We start from the raw sequence: 12,298 nt of genomic DNA, 5'->3' as shown, positions 1-12,298 counted from the left end.
AAATGAACCCAAGGGATAATAAGCAGGTGTTGCTATTCCGCACGCCAGTGAACATCAAATCCCGGATCGAATACGGTGACAGGCCCATCGCCGGTCTCAATCTTTTCCGGGAAGACCACCGGTACATCGCCCTTGGCTAAGCTTAGGGTTTCGCCGCTCACCGGCAGGCCGTAGAACGCCGGACCGTTTTCCGAGGCAAAGCCCGCCAGCTTGTCCAGCGCGGCCTCTTCCTCGAACACATGCGCCAGCAGGGACATGGTGTTGGTGGCGGTGAAACAGCCGGCACAGCCGCAGCCGCTTTCCTTGTTCGGATCGGTATGGGGCGCGGAATCGGTGCCCAGAAAGAACCGCGCATCGCCCGAGGTGGCGGCAGCACGCAACGCCAGACGGTGCTCTTCGCGCTTGGCGACCGGCAGGCAATAGTAATGCGGCTTGATGCCGCCCACCAGGATGTGGTTGCGATTGATGATCAGATGGTGCGTGGTGATCGTCGCCCCCAGATCTGCGGCGTTGGATTTCACATAGTCCACACCGTTCTTGGTGGTGATATGCTCCATCACCACCCGCAGTCCGGGGGTGGATTTGCGGATCGGGTCCAGCACCCGGTCGATGAATACGGCCTCGCGGTCGAAAATGTCGATGTCCGCATCTGTGACTTCGCCGTGCACACACAGCGGCAGGCCGATCCCGGCCATCTTTTCCAGCACGCCGCGCACCTTGTCGAAGTCGCTGACGCCCGAGGCCGAATTGGTGGTGGCGCCGGCCGGGTACAGCTTTACCGCCTTGACCAGCCCGCTGGCGTGCGCCGCGGCAACATCCGCCGGGTCGGTGTCCTCGGTCAGGTACAGCGTCATCAAGGGCTCAAACGCCATGCCATCGGGCAGCGCAGCCAGAATGCGGTCGCGATAAGCGGCGGCCTGACCGGCGGTCACCACCGGCGGCACCAGGTTCGGCATGATGATTGCGCGGCCGAAATGGCGGGCGGTTTCGGGCAGCACGGCCTCCAGCATCGCGCCATCGCGCAGATGCAGGTGCCAGTCGTCGGGGCGGGGGATGGTCAGCGTCTGGGTCATGCCGTTCGCCTAGCACAGAGGCGGGCAGAAAAGAAGCGGCTGAATGCGCCCGGGGCAGGCGCCGCTCAGGGTTTGGCAGGAAAGATGAACTCGCCTTCTTCGGCGCGGGTTTCCAGTTCCTGCAGGCGGCGGCGGAACCGCGGGGCCCGCATCCGCTCGGTCACATTGCGGCACAACAGCGCCATCAGGAACGGGCGGTCCTGCCGTTCCAGGTTTTTCAGCAGATTGCGCAGGAAGAAAGAATTGTTGCGGCGGCTGCGCAGCAGCTTGTGAAAGGCGCCGCCGGTCAGCTTGCGGCTGCCTGCCAGCGACAGGATGTGGTACAGCATCTCCATCTCGATCAGCCGGGTCTGCACCGCATCGCCCAGATGCGCAGCCCTGAGCCGGGTCACGTTCTTGCGCGCAAACAGCGCGGCATGCATGGCGTCCAGCTGTTCCCGCGGGTCATAGATCACATAGGCCTGATCAGCGGCGTCCAGCATGTCAGGCGCATAGCCATAGCGGTCGGTGAAGGACAGGCGCCGCATATCGGCAAACCGGTCATCCCATTCGGTCATCCGCGGGTCCAGCGTTGCCTGCGGCTGCACCGCGACCACCACCGCACCCGGCGAGGCCACCGAATAGGCCGCCGCTGCATAACCGCAGGGGCCCGCGCCATAAAATATCACTTTGTCGAACTCGTCGAAAAAACCGTCGTCGATCAGCTGATCGAAAAAGCCATAGATACGGCCTTCGCGGAACCAGGTGTCACCGTCCGACACCACGCACATATGCGACCAGCCCAGGTTCTTCACCAGATCAAACCCCAGGGGCTGCGCCTGATCCGACAGGTTGTGAATGCCCTGCATGGTTTCAAACGTCACCAAGAGCGTGTTGCCCTGGTCGATGAATGTGGCGAAATGCTTGTCGCCAAGCGGCTGGAACATGCCATGCTCTTCGGCCAAAGCCGCCATCCGCGCCTTCCACTGGGCCGGCTTCAGCCCGGAAAGGTCTTCATCCAGATTTTCAAGTCCGTCCTGCATGCCTGCTGTCCTCTTTGCCCCAAAGGGGTCCTGCCTGCTGTTTGGATTTACATTTAGGTGACAATTAAGGCCAAAATTGGAAAAACCCATGCCTGAATGAGGCGGCGCGCGGTTCTTTCGGCGGCCTTTTGCCTGAGCCGGCAGCTGTGCCTCAGCTGCTGTCCTCCGGGGGCTGCGGAGCGGCTTGGTCCGGAATGGCAAAGCTGCGCAGCAGATCGGCGGCTGCCGGGCTTATCGGGCGGGCAGGGGGCGTCATCAGCAGCCGCGCAAACAGCGCCCGATAAGGTTCCTGTGTCATCAGCCCGGCAAACCGGGCATGGCGCCAGGCCACAGCCCCGCGGTGCAGCCGGGCCAGGTCCGGATCCTCCATCAGCCCGGCCTGAAGACCCGCGCAGTCTGTGCCGTAACGGGCGATTGAGGTATCCTCGGCGCTGCAATAATTGCGCTCAACCCAGTAATCCATGCCCAGCTCCGCCTGCCGGTTGACCCTTCCGCGGTCGGCCTTCAGCACATAGCTCTCCATCGCCCCCAGCGGGTAGTGATTCAGCTGCGCCAGCCGTCCGTTGGGCTGGCCGTAGTTGGAAAACAGCCGTTTGGTCTTGAACGCCTTGCCCAGTTCGCGGCCTTCGCAATCATACCAGCGGAAGCGGTCCAGCAGTGCTGCGCTGCGGATATCGCGGGGCCGGTGAACCCCGCATTTCCGGTAAGTGCCGTCATTGCGGTACAGCGTCTTGAACATCACCGCCCGCCAAGGCCAGTGAATGACCTCCGGCGCGCAACGGGTGAATTGCGCGGTCACCGGCGCATCCTTATACCGCACGGCGCCTGCGTTGCCGAACAGCCGCCAGGTCAGCGTCACCGCATCGGCCTCAGGCAGCGCTGCCAGCAGATCCGCCACGGTTCCATCGCCGGTCTTGATGCAGACAAACTCGTCAACATCCAGCACCAGCACCCAATCGGCCTGCTTCATCAGCGGATGCCGGTCGGCCTGCTTCAATGCGGTGAACTGAATGCCGCCCTTGTCATACGGGCCTTCATTGCGGACATGGACCAGCTGACCCATGTCCTGCAACCGGTCCAGCATGTGATCGGTGCCGTCCTGGCAATCGTTTGAAAACACCAGGAAATCAGTAAAGCCCGCAGCCCGGTGATGGGCCAGCCACTCCAGCAGAAACGCGCCCTCATTGCGCACGCACAGAATTGCCAGAACCCGCATCCCCTAGCGCCTTTGATCCTGGCCGCTGGGGCCGGCGTGTTTGCGAAAAACGCGGTGCATGGCTGGCGTTCCTGTCTCTGTCCTCTTGCCCTGGCCGTCTGCAGGGTCTTCCCGCGGCAGTTTTACCCGGCAGGCCCGGTTATACAACCGCCCCCGTCAGCCCCGCCGCCGCAGCGTCGCCGCACCACGCGGCTTGACCGATGCCGCCCCGCATGGCCTGTTGGCCGGGCAAGGGGAGGCACAACATGCAGCAGGCGCAATCCATCGGTCAGGTCCAGCACATGCTCTCGGAGCAGGGCTATATCTGCGGCAGGTCTCTGGCCACCGTGGTGTTCCTGTCGCTGAAACTGGGCCGCCCGCTGTTTCTGGAGGGCGAGGCCGGCACCGGCAAAACCGAGATCGCCAAGGCCATTGCCGCCGCACTGGGCCGCCGCCTGATCCGGCTGCAATGCTACGAGGGGCTGGACGCCGCCAGCGCCGTCTATGAATGGAACTTCGCCGCCCAGATGGTCGCCATCCGCACCGCCGAGGCCGCAGGCAGCGCCGAGCGCACCGCCCTGCAGGCGGAACTGTTCTCCGCCGATTACCTCATAGAACGGCCACTGTTGCAGGCGATGCGCCCCGATGAGCACGGCGCCCCCGTCCTGCTGATCGATGAACTCGACCGTACCGACGAACCGTTTGAGGCTTTCCTCTTGGAGGCGCTCAGCGATTTCCAGGTCACCATCCCCGAGCTTGGCACCATCCAGGCGCCGGAACCGCCGATTGTCATCCTCACCTCCAACCGCACACGGGAAGTGCATGACGCGCTGAAACGCCGCTGTCTTTATCATTGGGTCGACTACCCGGATTTCCCCCGCGAGATTGAAATCCTCAACGCCCGCGCGCCTGAGGCCAGCGAGCGGCTCAGCCGCGAGATCGTCGCCTTCGTGCAATCTTTGCGCACCGAAGACCTGTTCAAAAAACCGGGTGTTGCGGAAACAATCGACTGGGCCAATTGCCTGCTGGCCCTCGACGTCATCACCCTCAGCCCCGAGGTGATCGCCGACACCCTCGGCGCTATCCTCAAATACCAGGATGATATCGCCCGTCTGCACGGTTCCGAGGCCAAACGCATCCTGGATCAGGCCCGGGCAAGCCTGGATGCGGCCTGATGGTTCATCTTTCCAGAAATACTCCGGGGGTTTGGGGGCAGAGCCCCCATGAGCTGCCCTAGTGCCTGACACTCCGCCGCTCCCCCTGCCGGACCACCCCAAGCTGGTCCGCAACATCACTCATTTCGCCCGCGCCCTGCGCAAGGCCGGCCTGCCGATCGGTCCGGGCCGTGTGCTGGGTGCGGTGCGGGCGGTGGCCGCCGCGGGCTTCACCAGCCGCACGGATTTCTACTGGGCCTTGCACGCCTGTTTCGTGACCAAGCCCGAGCAACGGGCGGTCTTCGCCCAGGTCTTCCGCCTGTTCTGGCGCGACCCGCGCTATCTGGAACACATGATGGCCGCCATGCTGCCTGCGATCCGTGGCGTGCAGGAGGACCGCGCCGCAAAACCGGCGGAAAAACGCGCGGCAGAGGCGCTGCTGGACGGTATGCGGGACCAGCCGGAGACACCGGACAATGATGAGGACGGCACCGAGGTTGAGGTGGACACCACCCTCACCATGTCAGCCGAAGAACGCCTCAGAACCCTCGATTTCGAACAGATGAGCACGTCGGAGATTGCCGCCGCCAAACGCATCCTTGCACAGCTCACCCTGCCGGTGACACCGATCCAGTCGCGGCGGCTGATGGCATCGCCGCAAGGGACACGTCCCGACTGGCGCCGCACGTTGCGCAATGCAGCCCGCCAGGGTGGCGAATTGCAGCAGATCGCCCGCGTCAGGCGCCGCATCCGCTGGCCCAATCTGGTGGTGCTCTGCGATATCTCCGGCTCGATGAGCCAGTACAGCCGCATCATCCTGCATTTCCTGCACGCCGCCGCAAATGCAAAAGGGCAAGGCTGGGCGCGGGTGCATGGCTTCACTTTCGGCACCCGGCTGACGAATATCACCCGCCATCTGCATCAGCGCGACGTGGACGCCGCCCTGTCCGCAGCGGGATCAGAGGCGCAGGACTGGGAGGGCGGCACCCGGATCGGCGACTGCCTGCACGCCTTCAACCGCGACTGGTCGCGGCGTGTCATGGGGCAGGGGGCAGTGGTGCTTTTGATCACCGACGGGCTGGACCGCGGCGACCCGGAGGCTTTGGCCCGCGAGATGCAGCGCCTGCAGCTGTCGTCGCGCCGCCTGATCTGGCTGAACCCGCTGCTGCGCTGGGACGGCTTTGCCCCAAGGGCGCAGGGCATCCGCGCCATGCTGCCCTATACCGACAGCTTCCGCGCCGGCCATTCCATCGCCTCGCTGCAGGATCTGGCACAGGTGATTTCCAGCCCCTCCGATGCGGGTGAGAAAGCCCGGCTGATGGCAATGCTCGATTAACAAATTCCATAAATGGAATGTCACTTGATCTGGATCAATCCGCTCCCCGCTTCCACGTTGCATTCTGAAATCTGAATGTAACGTGCGAAAGGAGCTGACATGTCCCTCAACTGGAAAGCCGGAGGCCTCATGCTGGGGCTGGTGTTCTTTCTGGCGGTGCTGCTGGTCAAACCCATCGGGGTTTCAACGCAATTTGTGATCCTGGACGGCATTATCGCAGATGCGGTGTTCCCCGGACTGGTGACAGAAACCGCCGAAGGCACCACCTCCACCAACGCCTATCTGGCAAAATCGGACGGCAAATACGCCAAGGCCGTCGCCAGCCCGCTGAACTACAGCTTTGTCTTTGTGCTGGCGATGGCGCTGGGCGGGCTGGTCTCTGCCAAGCTGCGCGGCGGCATCCCGCAGGCTGAGCGGACAATCCCCGCGCTCTGGCGCGCCAACTTCGGCGGCTGCCGGATGAAACGCTACGCCGCGGCTTTCCTGGGCGGCTTCATCGTGCTGTACGGCGCGCGCCTCGCAGGAGGCTGTACCTCGGGGCACATGATGTCCGGCATGATGCAAACCGCGCTCTCGGGCTATATCTTCGCTGCCGGAGCCTTTGCCGCTGCCATCCCCGTCTCGCTGCTGCTGTTCAAAAAGGAGGCCTGAGCGATGACAACCATTCTTTTGGCAATTGTGACCGGTGCTGCCTTTGGTGCGGTGCTGGACCGGATCGGAGCGTCGAATCCTGGCTTTATCGGCAAGATGCTGAACCTCACCAATCTGGACCTGGCCAAATCCATCCTGCTGGCAATCGGCACCGGCTCGGTGCTGATGTTCGGCGGCCAGATGGCGGGGCTGGTCGATGTCGGCCATATGTCGGTCAAGGCGGCCTATGCCGGTGTTTTCATCGGCGGGCTGATGCTGGGTGCCGGCTGGGCGCTGGCAGGCTATTGCCCCGGCACTGGCGTTGTCGCTGCTGCCTCGGGCCGCAAGGATGCGCTGTTTTTCATCGCGGGCGGGCTGCTGGGGGCGGCGGCCTATATGGCGACCTATCCGGCGTGGAAGGCCAGCGGCCTGCTGGACAATTTCGCGGGCGGCAAGGTGACATTGGGCGCAGTTCCCGGCGCCAAATACGAGGGGCTGATGGCGCTGCCCGGCGATCTGCTGGGCATCATTCTGGGCCTTGGATTCATCGCACTGGCCTTTGCCCTGCCACAGCGGCTGGTGCCGCAAAAGGCTGAACTGCAGCCGGCGGAATAACCACCGCACCCAAGCAAGCCCCAAGCGCCCGCCCGTTCCGGCGGGCGTTTTCTGTTTGGACGCCGCAACTTCCCGCTTGAAACCAAGGCTGCAAACCCCGACCTTTGAGGCTCAAAGCCGGGCAAACCGGCGGGGAGGACGCCGCATGCAGACCACAAACCCGTTTGAGAACGCGCCTGAGACAGCCCTGGAATGGCACCGTTCCGGTTCAGGCGCGGCGCTGGCCACTGTGGTGCAGACCTGGGGCTCGGCGCCGCGCCGCACCGGTTCGCAGCTGGTGGTCTCGGGAGATGGCAAGATCGAAGGCTCCGTCTCCGGCGGCTGCGTCGAGGGCGCTGTGGTGGCCGAAGCAATTGACGCACTGCAGGACGGCCGTCACCGTTTGCTGGAATTCGGCGTCAGCGATGCGGACGCCTTTGCCGTGGGCCTCGCCTGCGGTGGCACCATCAAGGTGCTGGTGGAGCCGGTCGGCACTGCGCTGCCCGCGGACCTGCTGGAGGAACTGACAGAGGCCCGCGCTAACCGCACGCCCGCGGCCTATGAGGTGAACCTCGCCACCGGCGTCCGCCGCCTGGTCCGCGATGGATACCCCGACCGGATGCGCCTGGACCGCTCTGGCCTGGAAGAAGACGGCGAAACCTTTGTGGCCGTTCACAACCCGCCGCTGCGTCTGGTCTGCGTCGGGGCCGTACACATTACCCAAGCCTTGGTGCCGATGGCGCGGATCGCGGGGTATGACGTGGTGATCATCGACCCGCGCGCCGCCTTCGCCTCGCCGGAACGCTTCCCCGGCGAGACCCTGATGGATGATTGGCCGGACGAGGCGGTGGCAAAGCTCGGTCTCGACAGCCGCACCGCGCTGGTGCTGCTGACGCATGATCCGAAACTGGACGATCCGGCGCTGCAAGCGGCCCTGAAGGCAGATGTGTTCTACATCGGCGCGTTGGGATCGAAGAAAACACAAGCCGCCCGGGTGGCGCGGATGCAGGGCGCCGGCTTCAGCGCAAAGCAGATCAACTGCATCCACGGCCCTATCGGCCTTGATATCGGCGCCGCCGGCCCGGCGGAAATCGCCGTGTCCATCCTGGCCGAAATGACCGCCGTGCTGCGCGGCAAACAGCCATGAGGTTCGGACCTGTCCCGCTGCAACAGGCCAAGGGCGCCATCCTCGCACATTCGCTGCAGGGGGGCAGCCGCAAGGTGGCCAAGGGCACGGTGCTGACTGCAGATGACCTCCAAGATCTCGCCGCAGCGGGGCATGAAACCCTGACCGTGGCCCGGCTCGACCCAGCCGATCTGCACGAGGACGCCGCCGCAGCAGCGCTTGGACATGCGCTGGTACCGGACCCCTCGGCGCAGGGTGTGCGCATTTCCGGCGCAGGTACGGGCCGGGTGAACCTCTATGCCGACCGCTCCGGTTTGGTGCGGCTGGACCGGGCCAAGCTGGAGGCCGTCAACGCGGCGGACCCGATGATCACCGTTGCCACTGTGCCGGATTATCACCGGGCGGACGCAGACGGGATGCTGGCCACGATCAAGATCATTTCCTATGGCGTCGCCGCCGACGCCATCCGCCGCGCCAGCGAAGGCGCAGGGGATGCGATCCGGGTGCTGCCGCCGGTGTTCTCCTCTGCCACGCTGATTGAAACGCAGGTGAGTGACGAGACGCCGCCGGACAAAGGCCGCGCCGCGATGGCCGGGCGCCTGCACCGGATGGGCATCCCCCTGTCGCCGCGCGTTGTGGTGCCGCACCGCGAGGACGCGCTGGCAGAGGCCATCGCCCGGGCGCCGGGACAGCTGGTGCTGGTGCTGACCGGCTCGGCGACCTCCGACACTCACGATGTCGCACCTGAGGCTTTGCGCAAGGCGGGCGGCAGCGTCACCCGTTTCGGTATGCCGGTCGACCCCGGCAACCTCCTGTTTCTGGGCAGCTTTCAGGACAGGCCTGTCATTGGCCTGCCGGGCTGCGCGCGCTCTCCGGCGCTCAACGGCGCCGACTGGGTGCTGGAGCGGGTGATCTGCGGCCTCCCCGTCACCTCCGCCGATATCGCCGCGATGGGCGTCGGCGGTCTGCTGAAGGAGATTCCCACCCGCCCGATGCCGCGCCGCGATGCAGAAGGCTGAATGCGGCGCTGCGGCACGTGATTTGTGACGCAAGGTCACAACCCTAGGCAGGCCTGTCTGACGCGAATTTTACCCCCGTTACCGCCCTGAAAACACTTCGCGGATCGCTGCCGCCGTGGTTAACTCCCCCCAGCCAGACAAAAACAAGCTAAAGGGAGGGTACTATGGCCAAGGTCTCAATGACCGTGAACGGCAAGGCTGCCAGCGGCGATGTGGAAGGGCGCACGCTGCTGTCCGCATTCCTGCGCGAGGAGCTGGGCCTCACCGGCACCCATGTGGGCTGCGACACTAGCCAGTGCGGCGCCTGCGTTGTGCATGTGGACGGCCAAGCGGTTAAAGCCTGCACCATGCTGGCGCTGGAGGCCGAGGGGGCGCTGGTCGCCACCATCGAAGGGCAGGCCAATGCCGACGGCTCGCTGAACACGATCCAGCAGGCGTTCCAGGACCACCACGGGCTGCAATGCGGCTTTTGCACGCCGGGCATGGTGATGTCGGCAGCAGCGCTCTTGAAAGAGAACCCCAAGCCCACTGAGGCAGAGATCCGCCACTACCTTGAGGGTAACCTGTGCCGCTGCACCGGCTACCACAATATCGTCAAGGCGATCCTGGCGGCCTCGGGCCAGGATGTATCGGCCATCGCGGCGGAGTGACAGCGTGACAGATGACGACCCCAGGCCGACAGGGAGCGGCCTGAGTTGAGCAAGGAGTGATTACCAAGAGGTGCGCCACGGCAGCACCCTCCAGGGAGGAAGATCCAGACATGCCCAAGGACAATGACAGCGGCATCGGCGCCAGCCCCAAGCGGCGCGAGGACGTGCGGTTCCTGACAGGAGCCGGAAACTATACCGACGACATCAACGTGCACGGCCAGGCCCATGTGCATTTCCTGCGCGCGGATGTGGCCCATGCAACCATCAATTCGATCAACATCAGCGCGGCTGAGGCAATGCCCGGCGTGGTGAAGATTTTCACCGGAGCTGATTTCGCCGAGGTCGGCGGCATCCCCTGCGGCTGGGGTGTGACCGACCGCCACGGCAACCCGCAGCAGGAGCCGCGCCACCCGATCATCGCCGACGGCACCATCCGCCACGTGGGCGAGATCGTCGCCGCAGTGGTGGCCGACACAGTCGAGCAGGCCCGCGACGCGGCAGAGGCTATTGAACTGGACCTCAGCGACAAGCCCGCGGTGGTCAACATGGCCGCGGCACTGGCCGAAGGCAGCACCAAGGTGCATGAGGATCTGACCTCAAACCTCTGTTATGACTGGGTGTTCGGCAATGATGACGATACTGCGGTGCAGGCGGCCTTTGACAGCGCCGCCCATGTGACGACGCTGGAGCTGGTCAACAACCGTTTGGTTGCCAACCCGATGGAGCCGCGTGTGGCCATCGGTGAATACAGCCGCGGCACCGATGAATACACGCTGCACACCACCAGCCAGAACCCGCATGTGATCCGCCTGCTGATGTGCGCCTTTGTGCTGGGCCTGCCCGAGCACAAGGTGCGGGTTGTGGCCCCGGACGTGGGCGGCGGCTTTGGCTCCAAGATCTTCCACTATGCCGAAGAAGCCTTTTGCACCCATGCCGCCAAGGCCTGCGGGCGGGCGGTGAAATGGACCTCGACAAGGTCCGAGGCGTTCATCTCTGACGCGCATGGCCGGGACCACGTGTCCAAGATCGAATTGGCGCTGGACGCGGACAATAATTTCACCGCGCTGCGCACCAATACAATGGCCAATATGGGGGCGTATCTGTCGACCTTCTCCACCTCGGTGCCCAGCTATCTGCACGGCACCCTGATGGCGGGCAACTACAAGACGCCGGTGGTGCAGGTGAACGTGAAGACCGTGTTCACCAACACGGTGCCGGTGGATGCCTACCGCGGCGCCGGCCGGCCCGAGGCGACCTATCAGCTGGAGCGCGTCATCGACAAGGCCGCGCGCGAGCTTGGCGCCGACCCGATTGCCCTGCGCCGCCAGAACTTCATCACCAAATTCCCCTATGAAACCCCGGTGGCGCTGACCTATGACACCGGCGATTACGTGGCGACCATGGACAAGCTCGAGGAGGTCGCCGATGTGGCAGGTTTTGCCGCCCGCCGTGCGGCGAGCGAAGCCAAGGGCAAACTGCGCGGCTTTGGCGTCAACTGCTATATTGAGGCTTGCGGCATTGCGCCCTCCAACATCGTCGGCATGCTGGGGGCGCGGGCGGGTCTGTATGACGCGGCCACCGTGCGGGTGAACGCCACCGGCACCATCAGTGTCTTTGTCGGCGCCCATAGCCACGGGCAAGGGCACGAGACGTCTTTTCCGCAGGTGGTGGCCGACATGATCGGCATTGATGAAAGCTTGATCGACATCGTGCATGGCGACACCGGCAGGGTGCCGTTTGGCATGGGCACATACGGGTCGCGCTCGATTGCGGTCTGCGGTTCGGCCATGGTGCGGGCAACCGAGAAGATCATCAATAAGGCCAAGAAGATCGCCGCCCATCTGATGGAGGCGTCCGACGCCGATATTGAGCTGAAGGACGGCCAGTTCACCGTTGCGGGCACTGACAAATCGGTGGCCTGGGGTGATGTGACCCTGACCGCCTATGTGCCCCACAACTACCCGCTGGAGGAGCTGGAGCCGGGACTGGAGGAGACCGCGTTTTACGACCCGGCCAACTTTACCTATCCGGCCGGCGCCTATGCCTGCGAGGTGGAGGTGGATCCCGACACCGGCAAGGTCAGCATCGAGCGCTTTGCGGCTGCCGATGATTTTGGCAATATCATCAACCCGATGATCGTTGACGGCCAGGTCCACGGCGGGCTGGGGCAGGGCATCGGCCAGGCGCTGTTGGAAAACGCCGCCTATGACGAAGACGGGCAGTTGCTGTCGGCGTCTTACATGGACTACGCCATGCCGCGCGCCGATGATGTGCCGTTCTATCAGGTTGATCATTCCTGCCAGACGCCCTGCACCCACAATCCATTGGGCGTGAAGGGTTGCGGCGAGGCCGGGGCCATCGGATCGCCGCCAGCGGTGGTAAATGCGGTGGTGGATGCGCTGCAGTCGGCAGGCAAGAATGTCACCCATATCGACATGCCGCTGTCGCCCGCGCGGGTCTGGGCGGCGATGAACGGGTAAGGGTTCATGGGGGCGCTGC

The 12,298-nt window shown here is 64.3% G+C and carries 11 protein-coding genes; 8 read left to right on the top strand and 3 right to left on the bottom strand.

The features are described 5' to 3' along the window. Positions 1 to 32: 32 nt before the first annotated feature. From pyrC to K3557_RS11155, 3 genes are all read right to left on the bottom strand, one after another. Positions 33 to 1,073 carry a dihydroorotase gene (gene pyrC, locus K3557_RS11165; protein WP_259993892.1) on the bottom strand — a complete coding sequence of 347 codons (1,041 nt, stop codon included), beginning with the start codon at positions 1,071 to 1,073 and terminating at the stop codon, positions 33 to 35. A 65-nt stretch (positions 1,074 to 1,138) separates the two neighbouring features. Next, complete coding sequence (locus tag K3557_RS11160; RefSeq protein WP_259993890.1) at positions 1,139 to 2,095, bottom strand: phosphoadenosine phosphosulfate reductase; 957 nt, start codon at positions 2,093 to 2,095, stop codon at positions 1,139 to 1,141. Between the two features lie 151 nt (positions 2,096 to 2,246). Then, complete coding sequence (locus K3557_RS11155) at positions 2,247 to 3,311, bottom strand: glycosyltransferase family 2 protein (protein ID WP_259993889.1); 1,065 nt, start codon at positions 3,309 to 3,311, stop codon at positions 2,247 to 2,249. Positions 3,312 to 3,556: 245 nt separating this feature from the next. Here K3557_RS11155 and K3557_RS11150 point away from each other — a divergent pair, with 245 nt between their 5' ends. From K3557_RS11150 to K3557_RS11115, 8 genes are all read left to right on the top strand, one after another. After that, entirely contained in the window at positions 3,557 to 4,465 is a 909-nt protein-coding gene (locus K3557_RS11150; protein WP_259993888.1) for a MoxR family ATPase, read from the top strand. Positions 4,466 to 4,526: 61 nt separating this feature from the next. Next, entirely contained in the window at positions 4,527 to 5,780 is a 1,254-nt protein-coding gene (locus K3557_RS11145) for a VWA domain-containing protein (protein ID WP_259993887.1), read from the top strand. A gap of 99 nt (positions 5,781 to 5,879) precedes the next feature. Further along, complete coding sequence (locus tag K3557_RS11140; protein WP_259993886.1) at positions 5,880 to 6,431, top strand: YeeE/YedE family protein; 552 nt, start codon at positions 5,880 to 5,882, stop codon at positions 6,429 to 6,431. A gap of 3 nt (positions 6,432 to 6,434) precedes the next feature. Continuing rightward, positions 6,435 to 7,025: a YeeE/YedE family protein gene (locus tag K3557_RS11135; protein WP_259993885.1), complete on the top strand. Its 591-nt coding sequence runs from the start codon at positions 6,435 to 6,437 to the stop codon at positions 7,023 to 7,025. A 145-nt stretch (positions 7,026 to 7,170) separates the two neighbouring features. Then, positions 7,171 to 8,151: an XdhC family protein gene (locus K3557_RS11130; RefSeq protein WP_259993884.1), complete on the top strand. Its 981-nt coding sequence runs from the start codon at positions 7,171 to 7,173 to the stop codon at positions 8,149 to 8,151. Further along, complete coding sequence (locus tag K3557_RS11125) at positions 8,148 to 9,149, top strand: molybdopterin-binding protein (protein WP_259993883.1); 1,002 nt, start codon at positions 8,148 to 8,150, stop codon at positions 9,147 to 9,149. Before K3557_RS11130 ends, K3557_RS11125 begins: the two co-directional genes overlap by 4 nt. 164 nt (positions 9,150 to 9,313) lie before the next feature. After that, on the top strand, positions 9,314 to 9,799 hold the full coding sequence (locus tag K3557_RS11120) for a (2Fe-2S)-binding protein (RefSeq protein ID WP_259993881.1): 486 nt from the start codon (positions 9,314 to 9,316) through the stop codon (positions 9,797 to 9,799). A gap of 110 nt (positions 9,800 to 9,909) precedes the next feature. Then, entirely contained in the window at positions 9,910 to 12,279 is a 2,370-nt protein-coding gene (locus K3557_RS11115) for a xanthine dehydrogenase family protein molybdopterin-binding subunit (RefSeq protein WP_259993879.1), read from the top strand. The last annotated feature ends 19 nt before the right edge of the window (positions 12,280 to 12,298 follow it).

It is taken from the genome of Leisingera sp. M523, from assembly GCF_025141335.1.
In the GTDB taxonomy this organism is placed as follows: Bacteria; Pseudomonadota; Alphaproteobacteria; order Rhodobacterales; family Rhodobacteraceae; genus Leisingera.
The sequence above is the reverse complement of the archived record's forward strand: the minus strand, read 5'-3'. Positions and strand labels throughout refer to the sequence as shown.